At 65.8% G+C, this 14597-nt stretch carries 15 protein-coding genes and 3 pseudogenes; 8 read left to right on the top strand and 10 right to left on the bottom strand.

Annotated features, from left to right (window positions below; all coding sequences use genetic code 11):
• The first annotated feature begins 14 nt into the window (after positions 1–14).
• The 4 genes from ACUDAL_RS09760 to ACUDAL_RS09745 all read left to right on the top strand — a co-directional run bounded on the left by ACUDAL_RS09760 (position 15) and on the right by ACUDAL_RS09745 (position 2591).
• The gene (locus tag ACUDAL_RS09760; protein WP_444678014.1) at positions 15–542 is read left to right on the top strand and encodes a hypothetical protein; all 528 of its coding nucleotides are present in this window, start codon (positions 15–17) and stop codon (positions 540–542) included.
• Positions 542–1102, top strand: coding sequence for a GGDEF domain-containing protein (locus ACUDAL_RS09755; RefSeq protein ID WP_444678013.1), 561 nt, complete (start codon positions 542–544; stop codon positions 1100–1102). Before ACUDAL_RS09760 ends, ACUDAL_RS09755 begins: the two co-directional genes overlap by 1 nt.
• A 157-nt stretch (positions 1103–1259) precedes the next feature.
• Positions 1260–2153: an alpha/beta fold hydrolase gene (locus tag ACUDAL_RS09750; protein ID WP_444678012.1), complete on the top strand. Its 894-nt coding sequence runs from the start codon at positions 1260–1262 to the stop codon at positions 2151–2153.
• A gap of 222 nt (positions 2154–2375) precedes the next feature.
• Entirely contained in the window at positions 2376–2591 is a 216-nt protein-coding gene (locus ACUDAL_RS09745) for a hypothetical protein (RefSeq protein WP_444678011.1), read from the top strand.
• Here the strand turns inward: ACUDAL_RS09745 and ACUDAL_RS09740 are convergent.
• The 3 genes and pseudogenes from ACUDAL_RS09740 to ACUDAL_RS09730 all read right to left on the bottom strand — a co-directional run bounded on the left by ACUDAL_RS09740 (position 2583) and on the right by ACUDAL_RS09730 (position 4966).
• Positions 2583–2996, bottom strand: a complete 414-nt coding sequence (locus ACUDAL_RS09740; protein ID WP_444678010.1) for a lytic transglycosylase domain-containing protein — start codon at positions 2994–2996, stop codon at positions 2583–2585. The two genes, ACUDAL_RS09745 and ACUDAL_RS09740, sit on opposite strands and share 9 nt — an antisense overlap.
• Positions 2993–3208, bottom strand: coding sequence for a hypothetical protein (locus tag ACUDAL_RS09735; RefSeq protein ID WP_444678009.1), 216 nt, complete (start codon positions 3206–3208; stop codon positions 2993–2995). Before ACUDAL_RS09735 ends, ACUDAL_RS09740 begins: the two co-directional genes overlap by 4 nt.
• 37 nt (positions 3209–3245) lie before the next feature.
• Positions 3246–4966, bottom strand: a pseudogene (locus ACUDAL_RS09730) (proline--tRNA ligase).
• A gap of 371 nt (positions 4967–5337) precedes the next feature.
• Between ACUDAL_RS09730 and ACUDAL_RS09725 the strand changes: the two are divergent.
• Positions 5338–5775, top strand: coding sequence for a hypothetical protein (locus tag ACUDAL_RS09725; protein WP_444678008.1), 438 nt, complete (start codon positions 5338–5340; stop codon positions 5773–5775).
• 6 nt (positions 5776–5781) lie between these two features.
• Here the strand turns inward: ACUDAL_RS09725 and ACUDAL_RS09720 are convergent, their stop codons facing one another.
• Positions 5782–6690 carry an N-acetylmuramoyl-L-alanine amidase gene (locus ACUDAL_RS09720; RefSeq protein ID WP_444678007.1) on the bottom strand — a complete coding sequence of 303 codons (909 nt, stop codon included), beginning with the start codon at positions 6688–6690 and terminating at the stop codon, positions 5782–5784.
• 31 nt (positions 6691–6721) lie between these two features.
• Positions 6722–7489 (bottom strand): DUF3307 domain-containing protein, encoded by a 768-nt coding sequence (locus ACUDAL_RS09715; RefSeq protein WP_444678006.1) that lies wholly within the window; start codon positions 7487–7489, stop codon positions 6722–6724.
• A gap of 34 nt (positions 7490–7523) precedes the next feature.
• On the opposite strand from ACUDAL_RS09715, the gene ACUDAL_RS09710 reads away from it, so the two are divergent.
• The gene (locus tag ACUDAL_RS09710) at positions 7524–8180 is read left to right on the top strand and encodes a hypothetical protein (RefSeq protein ID WP_444678005.1); all 657 of its coding nucleotides are present in this window, start codon (positions 7524–7526) and stop codon (positions 8178–8180) included.
• A 77-nt stretch (positions 8181–8257) separates the two neighbouring features.
• On the opposite strand, the pseudogene ACUDAL_RS09705 reads toward ACUDAL_RS09710, so the two are convergent.
• The 5 genes and pseudogenes from ACUDAL_RS09705 to ACUDAL_RS09685 form a co-directional block, all read right to left on the bottom strand.
• Positions 8258–9435: pseudogene (locus ACUDAL_RS09705) on the bottom strand (vWA domain-containing protein).
• A 3-nt stretch (positions 9436–9438) separates the two neighbouring features.
• Positions 9439–10293: an AAA family ATPase gene (locus ACUDAL_RS09700; protein WP_444678004.1), complete on the bottom strand. Its 855-nt coding sequence runs from the start codon at positions 10291–10293 to the stop codon at positions 9439–9441.
• Between the two features lie 82 nt (positions 10294–10375).
• Positions 10376–11083, bottom strand: a complete 708-nt coding sequence (locus tag ACUDAL_RS09695) for an SDR family oxidoreductase (RefSeq protein ID WP_444678003.1) — start codon at positions 11081–11083, stop codon at positions 10376–10378.
• Between the two features lie 69 nt (positions 11084–11152).
• Positions 11153–11967: pseudogene (locus ACUDAL_RS09690) on the bottom strand (NAD(P)-dependent oxidoreductase).
• Positions 11968–12283: 316 nt separating this feature from the next.
• Positions 12284–12859 (bottom strand): hemerythrin domain-containing protein, encoded by a 576-nt coding sequence (locus ACUDAL_RS09685; protein WP_444678002.1) that lies wholly within the window; start codon positions 12857–12859, stop codon positions 12284–12286.
• 437 nt (positions 12860–13296) lie between these two features.
• Here ACUDAL_RS09685 and ACUDAL_RS09680 point away from each other — a divergent pair, with 437 nt between their 5' ends.
• Positions 13297–13770, top strand: a complete 474-nt coding sequence (locus tag ACUDAL_RS09680) for a cytochrome-c oxidase (protein WP_444678001.1) — start codon at positions 13297–13299, stop codon at positions 13768–13770.
• Between the two features lie 109 nt (positions 13771–13879).
• Entirely contained in the window at positions 13880–14161 is a 282-nt protein-coding gene (locus tag ACUDAL_RS09675; RefSeq protein WP_444678000.1) for a DUF503 domain-containing protein, read from the top strand.
• The last annotated feature ends 436 nt before the right edge of the window (positions 14162–14597 follow it).

Genomic DNA, 14597 nt, shown 5'->3' with positions numbered 1-14597 from the left:
CCTGGAGGCGGCATATGCACTGGCTCTGGCTGAGCCTGATGTGTTTCACCGTGCTGGTGCTGTTGATCGCCTACCAGTCGCGCTGGGTCTACCCTGAGATACACGCCTACTTCAGTCAGACCGGCAACCTAACGGGACAGCAGCTGGCGACGCGCTCACGCGATTATCTGCAGGAGGCACTGGATGTCCTGCTTCTCGATCCTGATGACGAAGCGGCCAGGCAGCAGGCGCACTTCCGGGTAACCTTGGCCTACAGCCTGTTCGATATCGGCGTGTATCGCCGCGAGTATGCCTGCACGGCGACCAGCCTGGGCCGCCTGGACGTGCTGCTGCCACGGCTCGAGGCGGGAACGCTGCTGTCGCCCGCCGAGTTGAGCCATAGTTTGCTGGAGCCGATCCGCTGCCTGACGCAGATTGAAATGGACCAGCTCGACCGGCGTTCCGCCGTCACCCAGGCGTTCGTGGAAGAGACCCGCCGACACCAGGGGCAGGTGCCGAGCGGCAGCCTGGTGATCTTCCTGCTTGGGCTGACCTTTGGCTGATGCACGAGCGCCAGCGTCGACAAGCCGCCAGGTCGGCGCGCGAGAGCCTGGAATGGATGGCGCGTGCGCTGCGCGACCCGCTTACCGGCGTCGGCAATCGCAGCGCCCTGGATGACGATGTCCTGGCGGCACAGGGCAGTGAGTTGGGCCTGCTGCTGGTCGATATCGACTACTTCAAGCAGTACAACGACAGCCTGGGCCACCCCGACGGCGATCGCCTGCTGCGTCGCCTGGTGCAACTAATCGAACAGTGCCTCGGCGTCGATGCACGGCTCTATCGCTTGGGCGGTGATGAGTTCGCTGGACTGATCGCATGCCACGACGATGCGACCCTGGCGCTGGCCTGCCAGCGCTTGATCGAGGGAGTGCATGATGCGGCCATTCCCCACCCTCGCATCCAGGCTCCGCTTGCGTCACCCTCAGCGTGGGGGCGGTGCGCTTCAGGGCCGGGCATGCCGAGCTGGAAGCCAGCCATGCCGCCGCCGACGAAGCGCTTTACCGCGTCAAGGCGCGCGGGCGTGACGCCTGGGCCATGGCGCAAGTGGACACCCGCCGGGTGACTGGCTAGGTTCACTAGTGCATGGCGGGCCAGCGGGACAACGGGGTTTCGCCAGCCGCACCAATTCGTAGCCTTTTCGCAGCCAGTAAAAGGGGAGCCAGGATGACGATCCCCCACGGCAACAGGGATGTGTCTCGCCCACCTGATCGCCAAAGCAGATGCCCAGAGTCGCGACTCAGCCGTCGCCGCTTTCTGTGCCTGGCCGGCGCTGGGGGCTTGCGCTCGGCCTCGGCGGCTGCGGTGACGAGGAGCGCTTCGCCCCGCAGCTGCCTTCGCGGGAAGAGTGGCTCGACCGCGGTCCGTTGACTCCCCGGCTGATCGAGGTGAACGGTGTCTCGCTGCATGCGCTGGAAGCCACCGAGGCAGCGCCTGCCGATGCCACGCCGCTGGTGCTGATCCACGGTTCGGGCCTGTCCGGTCGCTACATGATTCCCACTGCGCGGGAGCTGGCGCCCCATTTTCCCGTCTACGTACCCGACCTACCCGGCTATGGCGACAGCGGCGACCCCGGGCGAGTGCTGAACATCCCGCAACTGGCCGACTGGCTGGTGGCGTGGATGGATGCCATCGGGCTCGAGCGCGCCTCGTTTCTCGGCAACTCCTTCGGCTGTCAGGTCATCGTCGACCTGGCGATGCGCTACCCCGAGCGCACCGAGCGGCTGGTATTGCAGGGGCCAACCACGCCCCCCGACGAGCGCTCGACCTTCTGGCAATTCATTCGCTGGCGGCAGAACGAACCCTACAACCCCGAGATGTTGGGTGAGGTGACGATGCCGGAGTACGGCAAGGCCGGGCTGTGGCGCATGATTCGCTCCTATGTCTTCCAGGTCACCGACCCCATCGAAGAGAAGGTGCGTGAAATCGAGGCGCCGACCCTGGTGATCCGCGGCGAGCACGATCCCATCACCCACCAGGCCTTCGCCGAGCTGCTGGCGGACCGACTTCCCCGTGGCGAGCTGCTGATCCTGCCTGACGTGGCCCACACCCTGGTGTTCACCGCGCCGGTGCCACTGGCCGAGGCGACCCGCGCCTACCTGGAGGAAACCGCATGACGCCCACCGCGAGAAAGCGCGTGATGCTGGCAGAGGTCGTGCTGTTGCTGGTGCCGCTGACCCTGCTGATGGCGCTGCTGGTGCCGCTCACCTACGTGGCGTACCCGATCCCTGAGCTGCATGCGACACTGCTGGTATTCGACCTCGGCATGCTGCTCAAGCTGCTTGGCATCCTGGCGGCGTGGCGGCTGGCGGTGGGTTTCCTGCGCTTCGGCGCCGGGGGTGCGGCGTGCTCACCTGGCCTGGTTCGTGCTGCTGCTGGCCGCCGTCGTGGTCGGCATTGCCAGCGGGGTGGTGGCCATCGAGCAGAACCTGTTCTCGTCGGTGTATGCGACGCGGGTCGGTTTCAGCCTGCTGGCTCCCGCCGTGGTGCTGACACCGCTGGCCGCCCACCTGTGGTGGGAGCGCAGGCACGGTTCCGCCCAGGCGTCAGCGTGACACCCACCAGTGCTCCGTCCAGGCGCGCATCACCCGCTCGGGGTACCAGGTGTGGCCGAGGCTGCCGTTGTAGCGGGCCAGGGCGCGGGTGAGGTCGCCGCGCTCCACGGCGAGATAGTGGGCAAGAATGGTGCAGCCGTAGCGCAGGTTCAGCCACGGGTCCATCAGATCGTCGGCGGAGCGGCCCAGCTCGCGAATCCAGAACGGCATGATCTGCATCAGCCCCACCGCGCCCGCGGAGGACACTGCCTCGGCGCGAAAGGCGCTCTCCACCTGAATGACGGCGAGCACGATTTCCGGCGCCAGGCCGGCCAGGTGCGCTTCATGATAGACGCGCGTAAGCAGCTCGGCGCGAAGCGCCTCGTCGCGCACGAAGCGCGCCAGGCGCGGCTCCATCTGGCTCATCCACTGGCGGGTGGCCCAGAGCTGATCCGGCGAGGGGGCGCAGACATCAGCGTATCGAGAGTCTGGCGCAGCGAAGGGGGAATAGCCGGCTCGGCCGACAGGCGGGCTGGGGCGGCGTTCAGCGACACGGGCAGCGCGCCGAGGAAGCTGGCTTCCCCGGCATGGCCGTCACTGTCGATGCGCGGCTCTGCCACCACGGGTGCGGCGAGCAAGCCGGCCGCGACCAGCAGGGCCGCAGCCAGCGGCGGCTTAGGCGTTGACCTGTTCGCGCAGGAACTCGACGATCGTTTCGGCAGGCACCATGGTCGCTTCACTGTCACGCCGCCCCTTGTACTCCAGCTCGCCATTGTCCAGCCCGCGGTCGCCGACCACCAGGCGGTGGGGAATGCCGATCAGCTCCTGGTCGGCAAACTTCACCCCGGGCGCAGGTCGCGGTCGTCCAGCAGCACGTCGATACCGGCCGCCGTCAGCGCCTGGTAGAGCCGCTCGGACTCTTCGCGCACGCGCTGCGACTTGTGGGCGTTCATCGGCACCAGGGCCACCTGGAAGGGGGCGATGGCGTTGGGCCAGATGATGCCGGCATCGTCATGGTTCTGCTCGATAGCGGCGGCCACCACGCGGGTCACGCCGATGCCGTAGCAGCCCATCCAGGGATGTGCCGCCTTGCCGGTGTCGTCGAGCACCGTGGCGTTCATCGCCTGGGAGTACTTCTTGCCCAGCTGGAACACGTGGCCCACCTCGATGCCGCGCTTGATCGAGAGCGTGCCCTTGCCATCCGGCGAGGGGTCGCCTTCGACCACGTTGCGGATGTCGGCCACCTTGGGCAGTGCCACGTCGCGCTCCCAGTTGATGCCGAAGTAGTGCTTGCCGTCGATGTTGGCACCGGCGCCGAAGTCGCTCATCAGCGCCACGCTGCGGTCGACGATGATCGGCATGTCCAGGTTCACCGGGCCCAGCGAGCCGGGGCCGGCACCCACCGCGGCGCGAATCTCTTCTTCCGTGGCCATGGTCAGCGGTGCGGCCACCTCGGGCAGGTTCTCGGCCTTGACCGTGTTGAGCTCGTGATCGCCGCGCACCAGCAGGGCGATCAGGCCGCCCTCGGCGGCGCGCACCATCAGGGTCTTGATGGTCTTCTCGATCGGCAGGCCGTGCTGCTCCACCAGGGCGGCAATCGTCTTGGCGTTGGGCGTGTCGACCAGGCGCAGTTCCTCGCCAGGCGCGGCGCGCTCGGGGTTGGTGCCCAGCGGTGCGGGCAGCGCCTCGGCCTTCTCGATGTTGGCGGCATAGTCCGACTCGGTGGAGAACACGATGGCGTCCTCGCCGGAGTCGGCCAGCACGTGGAATTCGTGGGAGCCGGTGCCGCCGATGGCGCCGTTGTCGGCTAGCACCGGGCGGAAGTCCAGGCCCAGGCGGGTGAAGATGCGCGTGTAGGCATCGTACATTGCCTGGTAGGTCTCCTTGAGGCAGGCCTGGTCCAGGTGGAAGGAGTAGGCGTCCTTCATGATGAATTCGCGCGAGCGCATCACGCCGAAGCGCGGGCGGATCTCGTCGCGGAACTTGGTCTGAATCTGGTAGAAGTTGGCCGGCAGCTGCTTGTAGCTGGAGAGCTCGCGACGCATCAGGTCGGTGATCACTTCCTCATGGGTGGGGCCGACGCAGTAGTCGCGCTCATGGCGGTCCTTCAGGCGCAGCAGCTCGGGGCCGTACTGCTCCCAGCGGCCCGATTCCTGCCACAGCTCGGCGGGCTGTACCGCCGGCATCAGCACCTCCTGGGCACCGGCGCGGTCCATCTCCTCGCGCACGATGCGTTCCACCTTGCGCAGGGTGCGCAACCCGACCGGCAGCCAGGTGTAGAGGCCCGAGGTGAGGCGGCGGATCATGCCGGCACGCAGCATCAGCTGGTGGCTGATGACCTCGGCGTCGGCGGGCGTTTCCTTGAGGGTGGCGATCAACAGTTGGGTGGCGCGCATGGGTCCGGCGTTTCCTTCAGCGTGGGCTGACCTGAGTCGAGATGCCGCAGCGAGCGGCGTTCGGGGCATTGTAAGGCCAACGGGGAATCGCGGCAAAGGCTCAGCCCCGGGCCGCACGTTATCCGAGCGAGTATCGTCATAGCGCCAAGCAGAAGGCGTTGGCAGGGAAGGACGACGTCTGTTGTGCGCAGGCCATTTGAGGATGGCGCCCGGCGCTGCGGCGTGGCGGTTCGATCATCCGTTCCAGGTGAGAAATGTAAACGTTCGTATCAGGACGTATTGTGGTAATCTCCCGCCATTCCCATAGGCGCTGCGGTGAGCGATCACTGCCTCGACGCCGATAACCGATCATCCTGCGGAGCATCCATTCCATGCGGAATCGATTCCATCGCGTCCTGACCGGCCTAGTGCTGGGTGTTTCCCTCACCGCCCTGGTGGGCTGTGGCACCGTCTTCCATCCCGAGCGCAAGGGCCAGATGAGCGGCCGCATCGACCCGGTGGTGGCCATTGCCAACGGCGTGGGCCTGCTGTTCTTCATCGTCCCGGGTGTGATCGCCTACGCGGTGGATTTCTCCAACGGCACCATCTACCTGCCGGGTACCCAGGATAGTGCCAGCGTCGATACGCTGTTCCTCGATGTGAACATGGATGTCGCCACCCTGGAGAAGCTGCTCTCCGAGAAGACCGGCCAGCTGGTCAGCCTGGACAGCGAACTGCTGCGGGTCGAAGAGGTGGAAAGCCTCGACGAGGCCCTGGCCCTGGTGCGCATGGCCGGGATCAACGACAGGCAGCGCCTGGCCACGATGTAAGCGCGCCTACCGTTCCGCCATCGCCGCCTCGAGCCGTTCCAGCTCCTGGGGGCGATAGCGTTCTAGCAAAGCCCATAGCCTGGCGGCGGTTTCTGCGTCTGCCCGGCCACGATAGTCGGCGGGTCGAAAGCGCATCTGAAAGGCGCGCAGCACCGCCCGGGTCTCGCGGTCCAGCTCCCCTGTTGCCTCCAACGCATAGCCCCAGGCTTGCAGCGCACGCTGCAGCTCGGCAAGCGTTGGCGGTGTCTGCACGAATTGCTTCTGCCAGCGCGCCACGCTGTGCTCCTCCGGCCATGCCCCGATCCCGGCCTCGTGGAGTTCGTGCCAAGGAAAGCGCGGGCCGGGATCGACCTTGCGTGTTGGGGCGATATCGGAGTGCGCCACCACGTCGGTGGGGTGGATGCCATGGCGTTCGATGATGTCGCGCGACAGCGCGATCAGCGCCGCGATCTGTGCTGCGGGATAGGGTGCCCAGTCGATCTCGACCGCAGTCTCCGGATCCGCTTCGAGCAGGCGTTCCACCTCGGCGAAGGGGCGGTCGGGCCCCAGGTTGACGATCTCGATGCCGATGGAGGTGTCGTTGATCTGAGTGCGCTGTTTCCAGGCGCTGGCGCCGGCATGCCAGGCGCGACGCTCCTCGTCGACGAGCTGGAACACCAGCGGCTGGCCTTGCCGCTCCCTGGCGGGCAGCGGCAGCACATAGTGGGCGCTGACGTGAGGGCCGGTCAGTACCGCCAGCGATTCCGCCTCGCCCACATCGGTGTAATGAAGTACGAGATGCCGCACGCGGCTGGTGTGCGAGGGCGAAGCGTGGGAGCGGTCCACCACGTAGCCGTCACGCGGCTCCAGGTGAGTGGGCGTGCAGCCGCCCAGCAGGGGTAGCAGGACGAGAAGCGTGCCGAGGGGGCGCCGCATGATGAGCTCTCCTTGAAGATCCGTTCCCGGCTCAGGTCGCCATCACCAGCAGGCGCAGCGTGAGGCCGAGTATCAGCGTCGAGGCCACGCTGAGCAAGGTCCCCAGCAGCACGTATTCGGTCAGCTTGCGGTCCTGGGATTCGCGCAGGTCGCCGTAGCGCAGCACCGACTTGGCGGCCAGCAGGAAGCCAACCGCGGTGAGCTGGTCGAGCAGCACCAGGGTCAGCACCAGTACCCGTTCCAGCATGCCGATGCGAGCACCGGCCCGGGCTAGGGTGTCTTTGTCCTCGATCTCGTGGCTCCAGCGCCGCATCACCATGGCGATGGCGAACGAGAACGGCCGCGTCACCGCCAGGTAGGCCACAGCGACGCCCAGCACCTGGGGCGAGATCAGCCAGGCAACTATCTCCAGGAGCGGCGCCGCGGTGCCGATCCAGGCCAGCCACAGGGCGCCCAGCACCAGTAGATGCAGCGCCTGGTCGAGCAGGAACCAGCGCAGCTTGTTGGCGGCGAGATGCGCCTTGCCCAGGTCGATCAGCCAGTGGCTGGCGCCCACCGCCAGCGCACCGGCCAGGGCGGCGGGCAGCCCCGGTGCGCCGGGTGCGGCCAGGCTGGCGACGACCAGCACGGCGTGGGTGAGCGCCGTGTGCACCAGCACGTGCTTGAGCAGAGACACGGAGCGATGCTTGCGGCGTTCGCGGTCCGCGACCCAGCGGTAGGGCTGCAGCAGGAAGTCGCCGACAAGGTGCGCCAGCACCAGCGCCATCAGCAGCGAAAGCGGCATCGGTTCCATGATCATTCGGGCAGGCTCCTGCGGCCAGGCGGGCCTCGAAATGCGCCAAGGTGTCGGCAAGCAGCGTCCAGCGTGCCACACGCAGGCGCTTGTGTACGCTGGGCTGGCGAATGCCGAGCCGTTCGGCCATCGCCTGCTGCGACGGGCTGTCTGCAAGACTCAGGCCTACCACTTCCGCCGAATAGCGCGACCAGCCGTCAATCAGCGCGTCCAGGTAGCGCAGCAGCAGCGCCAGGCTGGCATCGTCATCGGTGCCGGGCGCCAGGGCGAGGCGTTCGTCGCTTTGGCCCAGGGCATCCAGGGCGAGGCCCGACTGCACGAAGGGCGACTCGTCGGCATCGGCCAGGCGCTGGTCGGGCTGCCAGCGGGCCGGGCCCACCGCGATGGCGATGCGGGCATCCCAGCGCTGCTCGGGTTCGGAGTGCTGGATCAGAGCGGCGCGCAGGGCGACGGCAGCCGCCAGTGCCTGCCCGGGATGAGGCAGGGCGAGCTGGAAACCATCGCCGCGGAAGCGTTCGGCGCGGCCGCCATGGCGCTGTGCCAAGGTCGCCAGGCTGTCGTCCAGCCTCCGATAGAGCCGGGGGCGATCGCTGACGCGGCGCGATTCGACCACGTCACCGGTCAACACCGCGATCCGCGCAAGGCCAGTGTGTGTCTGGGGCATGGGGCGCTCCTTGAGGAAACGCCTCTAGTATAGCGCTTAAAGGCTATGGCAATAGAAAATAGCCCTAAAGGGCTATTTTCTATTTAAATAACCTATTATGGCTATTATTTTTATTTGGCCAGCTCCCGCATGGCATCCTCGAGCCCTGCGAGCGTCATGGGGAACATGCGGTGGTCGATCAGCTGGCGAATCAGCTGGGTGGAGTGGGTGTATTCCCAGGCGCGAGCTGGCATGGGGTTGAGCCAGGCCAGGCGAGGAAAGCGTCGGCCAACCGCTTGAGCCACACCGCGCCGGCCTCCTCGTTGAAGTGCTCCACGCTGCCGCCGGGGTGGGTCACCTCGTAGGGCGACATGGCGGCATCGCCGACGATCACCACCTGGTAGTCGCGGCCATAGGTATGCAGCACGTCCAGGGTCGGAATGCGTTCGCTGCCGCGCCGATGGTTATTGCGCCACACGCCCTCGTACAGGCAGTTGTGAAAGTAGTAGTGCTCAAGGTGCTTGAACTCCGAACGGGCGGCGGAGAACAGCTCCTCGCAGACGCGGATGTGGTCGTCCATGGAGCCGCCCACGTCGAGGAACAGCAGCACCTTTACTGCGTTGTGCCGCTCCGGGCGCATGCGCACGTTGAGCAGGCCGGCGTCGCGGGCGGTGTCGCGAATGGTGGCGTCGACGTCGAACTCCTCGGCCGCACCCTGGCGGGCGAACTTGCGCAGCCGGCGCAGCGCCATCTTGATGTTGCGCGTGCCGAGTTCGAGGGAGTCGTCGTAGTCGCGAAAACGGCGCTCGTCCCATACCTTCACCGCCCGACGATGGCGTGAGCCCTCCTGGCCGATACGAATGCCCTCGGGGTTGTAGCCGTAGGCGCCGAAGGGGCTGGTGCCGCCGGTACCGATCCACTTGTTGCCGCCGGCGTGGCGCTCCTTCTGTTCCTCCAGGCGCTTCTTGAAGGTCTCGATCAGCTGCTCCAGGCCGCCCAGCGATTCGATCTGCGCCTTCTCTTCCTCGGAGAGCTGCTTCTCGAACTCGCGGCGCAGCCAGTCATCGGGAATCAGCGCCTCAATGGCCGCGTCGAGATTCTCCAGGCCGTCGAACCAGGCCGCAAAGGCGCGATCGAAGCGGTCGAAATGGCGCTCGTCCTTGACCATCACGGTGCGTGCCAACTGGTAGAACGCCTCCATGTCGGCGAACACCACGCCGCGCTCGACCGCCGCGTGCAGGTCGAGCAGCTCACGCAGCGACACCGGCACGCCGGCGCGCTTGAGGGTTTCGAACAGGCTGATGAACATGGCTCAGCGCCTCGGGTTGCCTTGGCGACGCAGCATGAACGCCAGCCGTTCGAGCAGGTGGGTGTCCTGCTCATTCTTGACCAGGGCGCCGGCCAGCGGCGGGATCGCTTTCACTGGATCGCGATGGTAGAGCGCCTCGCGGGCAAGTTCGTCGGCCATCAGCAGCTTGAGCCAGTCGACCAGCTCCGAGGTGGAGGGCTTCTTCTTCAGCCCCGGTGCCTGGCGCAGGTCGAAGAACACCTCCAGCGCCTCGCCCACCAGCCTCGGCGCGATGTCGGGGAAGTGCACATCGACGATCCGCTGCATGGTGTCGCGGTCGGGGAACTCGATGTAGTGGAAGAAGCAGCGGCGCAGGAAGGCGTCGGGCAGCTCCTTCTCGTTGTTCGAGGTGATCACGATGATCGGCCGGTGACGGGCGCGCACGGTCTCGCCGGTCTCGTAGACATGGAACTCCATGCGATCCAGCTCCTGGAGCAGGTCGTTGGGAAATTCGATGTCGGCCTTGTCGATCTCGTCGATCAGCAGCACTACGCGCTCGTCGGCGGTGAAGGCCTCCCACAGCTTGCCGGGCTTGATGTAGTTCTCGACGTTCTCCACGCCTTCGACGCCGAGCTGGGAGTCGCGCAGGCGGCTCACCGCATCGTACTCGTAGAGCCCCTGGGCGGCCTTGGTGGTGGACTTGATGTGCCAGGTGATCAGCCGTGTGCCCAGCGAGGCCGCCAGCTCCTCGGCCAGCAGGGTCTTGCCGGTACCCGGTTCGCCCTTGATCAGCAGCGGGCGCTCCAGGGTCACGGCGGCGTTCACCGCCTGCTTCAGGGCATCGGTAGCCACATAGGTAGAGGTCGAATCGAAAGCCATGGTCGTGCCTCGGCGAAAGCGTCGTGTAGGGGAAAGTCAAACAAGTGTACGGAAGGGCGGAGCGAGGGACAAACGCGAACCTTCACTCGGCATAGATCATCTTGCGCGTCATGCCGCCATCGACCACGAAGTTCTGCCCGGTGATGAAGCCCGCCGCATCGGAGAGCAGGTACTCGGCCATGGCGGCGATATCCTCGGGTCGGCCGATACGGCCGGCCGGGTGCTGCGCCAGGTCGACGGGGCGGTGTTCCACCGTACGGCGCTGCGTGGGTTTCTGCCAGTCGCCCACCTCGATCCAGCCGGGGCTGATGGCATTGACGCGCACCGCAGGCCCGAGGCTCACGGCCAGGGCGTGGGCCAGCGCTATCAGGCCGCCCTTGCCGGCGGCATAGGCCTCGGTGTGCGGCTCCGACTGCAGGGCCCGTGTCGAGCCGATCAGGATCAGGCCGCCGTTCGTGGTGCGCAGGTGGGGTGCGGCGTGCTTGGCGCACAGGAAGCCGCCGGTCAGGTGGGTGTCGAGATAGGCCTGCCAGGTAGCGAGCTCGAGGGCTTCCACCGGGGCCTGGAAGGGGTCGGCTAGCCCGGCGTTGTGGATCGCGCCGTCGAGCCGACCGAACTGTGCCATGCTGCGTGCGATGCTCTCGGCCACCTGCGTCTCCTCGCGCACGTCGGCCACCATCGCCAGCAGCTGCCCGGGCCGGCCCAGGCGCTCGCGGCACGCTTCGATGGCCTCGGCATCGATGTCGATCAGTGCCACCCGGTAGCCGCGGGCGAGGAAGTGGTCGGCCATGCCCAGGCCGATCCCTGGGCGCCGCCGGTAAGAAAGATCACGCGGGCATCCTGCATGGCTAGGCTCCTGTCAGTCTCGCTGGCGATACGCGTCCACCAAGGTGGCTGGGTCGTGCTCGGCGTGACCATGGCGGGCATGGGCGCGCATCAGCTGGGCGGCCAGGGCGCTCATCGGCGTGGCGCTGCCGGCGCGCTGGCTCTGGGCCACGGCCATGTCGAGATCCTTGAGCAAGGTGCGCAGGTGCCAGGGCGGATTGGCGAACTCGCCGGCCGCCATGCGCGGGGCGAGGATCTGGAACGGCCTGGAGTCGGCGAAACCGCCTGCCAGCGCCTCGGTGAGGCGGGTGGCATCCACGCCGCTGGCCTCGGCCAGCGCCACCATTTCGGCGATCACCGCCGCCTGGCAGCCGACGATCATCTGGTTGCATACCTTGGTCACCTGGCCCGCGCCCACCGGGCCCATATGGGTGACACGGGCCGAGAGCGGAGCGAGCAGCGGGCGCACGGCCTCGATGTCCGCCTGGGCTCCGCCGCACATGACCGCCAGGCTGCCGGCCTTGGCCCCGGCCACGCCGCCGGATACCGGCGCATCCACCCAGGCCATGCCGCAAGCGCGTGCCAGGCGCTCGGCATAGTCGCGGGTGGCGGCTGGGTCGCTGCTGGAAAGGTCGATCAGCCGCTGCCCCGGGCGGCCATGGGCGGCCACGCCGCCTTTGCCAAACACCACCGCTTCCACCACGGCGGTATTGGCCAGGCACAGCATTACCACATCCACGCTTGCCACCAGCTCGCCAATGGAACCGGCCAACGTGGCGCCGGCCCCCGCAGCGGTTCGGCCTTGGCCGGGGTGCGGTTCCACACCGTGACGGCGAAGCCGGCGTCCAGCAGGCGTCGGGTCATGGGATCGCCCATCAGACCGATACCGATGAAGCCGAGGCGAGGAAGTGTCATGGGGAGTCTCCGCGAGGCAATTAGGCAGGTTCTGCGCCATCATGCGGGATGGAAGGGATTTCCATCAACCATCCTCCATCCACCATCACGGGCAGCGGTGGAACAGTCAGTGCGAACTCGCCTTGCGAATGAGCCGAAGAAAGCAGGGCAGGGCGTGGAGAGGAGGTTGCCAAGAGGTGTCATGAGACCATAGGGAAAGCAGAGAGTTAGCGCAAAGGCCCGGGCCCGACCTGCAGGCCCGGGCGAAATCTCAGCCGGTGGCACGCCCGCTGAGCTTGTCGCGCAGGCGGTCGATCATCCCGACCCCAGCACCAACGCTCTTGTGAAAGAGTTCGGAGTGCGGTGCGCTGGGGTGCGGGCGGGTCGGGGCCAACTGTTTGGCGTTTTCGACTCGCCGCCCCATCTCGACCAGCTCGTCGCCCGGGATATGCGAGCGCAGCTTGGGAAACTGATCCGACTCTTCGTCGTCGGCGTGATGGCGCAGCTTCTGTTCCAGCTCGTGGATCTTGTCGAGAAAGCCCGGTGCGTCAGCGTCGCTATCCTCGAGCTGCTTCATCACCTGGACGATCTCGTCATGCTCCTGCTTGTCGTGTTCCACCTCTTCTTCACCGTTGGGCAGCTGCTTTTCCATCACCGGGTAAACATGCATCTCCTCGGCGACGGAATGGCGCATCACCTCGGCGATCAGCATGTCGGTGAGGTCTCGGCGCTGAGCGGCGTCCGGTGAACGTTTGATCTCTCCGATCAGGTTCACCATGTCCTGATGGTCCGAGGTGAGGATGTCGACGACATCCATGGCGGACCGGGTCACGTTAGGTTCCTTCATGAGACTCCCTCCATTGAGTCATTGCGCCCTTTGCAACAGGCCATCTCAACATAGACAGAGTCGGCTTCATCAGCCAAGCCCGGCGCAGGATATTGCGAGCTGCTGGGGTAACGCCCTCACGCGGCGAGGGCAACGGGTTGTGCAACGGTAGCCGGAACAGGATCTGGGCTGCCTAGGCCGCAAGTGCGTTGGCTGGTGCTTGATGACAGCCTCTTCGTACAGCCGGAAGGAGGCTTTGACGCCAGCCCAACCAAAGCTAGTACCCAATCGCCTGATTTGTGCCATAAAGAGATAGCGTGCCATGGTGCGTGGTTGCGCCATTTCAGCCCTGGCAGCGCAGATTGTTACCACCCTGACAATGACGAAATCGACCCGTCGACGGCAGGCTGTCCGCGCCGTGCTGGCTTCATGAAGGCGCCGCATGCCTGATCGGGGCCATGGCCAACCCGACGCCGCTCGCCGAGCAGGAGATTCGTGGGAGAACGACAATGACCGGTGCAATGGCAGACAAGAAAATGGCCCTGTTGTGGCTGAAGATTGCGGTAGTGTATCTACTGGTTGGCGTCATCTACGGCATCGTGATTGCCGCCAGCCATCAATATGCCTTCCGAAGCGTGCATGCACACATCAACCTGCTGGGCTGGGCAAGCCTGGCCCTGGCCGGTCTGATGTATCACCTGTATCCGGTTGCCGCGCGCAGCGTTCTCGGCCGCCTTCACTTCTACCTTCACAACGCTGGTCTCCCGGTGCTGCTGGTGTCTCTGCATTTCTATGCGGGTGGCATGCGACAGCTCGAACCCGTGGTGGCGTTGGCTTCCGTGATCGTCGGCCTGGGCATCCTGGCGTTTACGGTCAACGTCATCATGAACATGAAAGTGGCCTTGTCGACTGGCAACGTCGATAGCGCCTGAAGCGCCACGGCTGCCGGTTGAAAGCGGCCTGCCTGGGCCGCATCTGAACAGGAGGGGGCGTCAGCACGACTGGCCCAGGCGACCATCCACCGACAGGAGCCTCAGCCGCATGTTCATTGCCGTACTGACACTCGAAGTTGCCTTGCCGGGCTGCGCATCGCTCAAGGAGAAGCGCCAGCGCATGGGCGGGATTCACGAGCGCTTCGGCCGCCACCCGGCCGTGGCAGTGTGCGAGAGCGGTCAGCACGACCGGCTCGAGGCAAGCGAGTGGACTTTCGTGGTGACAGGAAACGAGCGACAGAAGGTGGAGTCGCTATGCAGCGAGATCGAAGACAAAGTACAGCGTACGGTGGACGGGCGAGTGATGCAGGTCTCGCGTGACATGCTGTAGATGAGCGCCGGGGCTGATAGGCGCCTTGATTTCGCATTGCATCAAAATGCGTCAGCCAGCCATTTTCATGATCATCGATGGTGCAGAAAGGGGGCGGCTGGCGGCGGCTGGCACAAAGCCTGCGTGCTGTTTTTCTCGCAAGTCTTTGTATTTTAAGGAGTTGTGTGATTGTTGGCTCGGCTGTCGCATTGTGTTTGGCAACGAGGCAAGCAACTCAGTATCGGGTTACCCGCTCAGCACTGAGTTACCAACCAACGCCTAGGAAGCTCGAAGTGGTCCCGCCTTCCTGGGTAACGTCGCCAGACGCTGAAAGACAGCAGGCGATATAGCGATGTGAGCTGGCGTGCTCCACCTGACCCCTTCGGGGGTCTTTTTTATTTTCCCGAGCGTGTGCGAACGTGTCGGCAAAGGCAATGCGACCTTTGTCGGTCGCAGT

Origin of the sequence: Halomonas sp. E19 (assembly GCF_052439355.1) — a bacterium.
Taxonomy (GTDB): Bacteria; Pseudomonadota; Gammaproteobacteria; order Pseudomonadales; family Halomonadaceae; genus Halomonas.
The sequence above is the reverse complement of the archived record's forward strand: the minus strand, read 5'-3'. Positions and strand labels throughout refer to the sequence as shown.

Bases quoted from the DNA above. Each gene is read 5' to 3' on its own strand.
- ACUDAL_RS09740 (WP_444678010.1), bottom strand. From the start codon at position 2,996: ATGAGCCAGATGGAGCCGCGCCTGGCGCGCTTCGTGCGCGACGAGGCG.
- ACUDAL_RS09695 (WP_444678003.1), bottom strand. From the start codon at position 11,083: ATGGCCGACCACTTCCTCGCCCGCGGCTACCGGGTGGCACTGATCGAC.
- ACUDAL_RS09675 (WP_444678000.1), top strand. From the start codon at position 13,880: ATGTTCATTGCCGTACTGACACTCGAAGTTGCCTTGCCGGGCTGCGCA.
- ACUDAL_RS09720 (WP_444678007.1), bottom strand. From the start codon at position 6,690: ATGCGGCGCCCCCTCGGCACGCTTCTCGTCCTGCTACCCCTGCTGGGC.
- ACUDAL_RS09685 (WP_444678002.1), bottom strand. From the start codon at position 12,859: ATGAAGGAACCTAACGTGACCCGGTCCGCCATGGATGTCGTCGACATC.
- ACUDAL_RS09760 (WP_444678014.1), top strand. From the start codon at position 15: ATGCACTGGCTCTGGCTGAGCCTGATGTGTTTCACCGTGCTGGTGCTG.
- ACUDAL_RS09725 (WP_444678008.1), top strand. From the start codon at position 5,338: ATGCGGAATCGATTCCATCGCGTCCTGACCGGCCTAGTGCTGGGTGTT.
- ACUDAL_RS09680 (WP_444678001.1), top strand. From the start codon at position 13,297: ATGGCCAACCCGACGCCGCTCGCCGAGCAGGAGATTCGTGGGAGAACG.
- ACUDAL_RS09710 (WP_444678005.1), top strand. From the start codon at position 7,524: ATGCGCCAAGGTGTCGGCAAGCAGCGTCCAGCGTGCCACACGCAGGCG.
- ACUDAL_RS09755 (WP_444678013.1), top strand. From the start codon at position 542: ATGCACGAGCGCCAGCGTCGACAAGCCGCCAGGTCGGCGCGCGAGAGC.
- ACUDAL_RS09715 (WP_444678006.1), bottom strand. From the start codon at position 7,489: ATGATCATGGAACCGATGCCGCTTTCGCTGCTGATGGCGCTGGTGCTG.
- ACUDAL_RS09750 (WP_444678012.1), top strand. From the start codon at position 1,260: ATGCCCAGAGTCGCGACTCAGCCGTCGCCGCTTTCTGTGCCTGGCCGG.
- ACUDAL_RS09700 (WP_444678004.1), bottom strand. From the start codon at position 10,293: ATGGCTTTCGATTCGACCTCTACCTATGTGGCTACCGATGCCCTGAAG.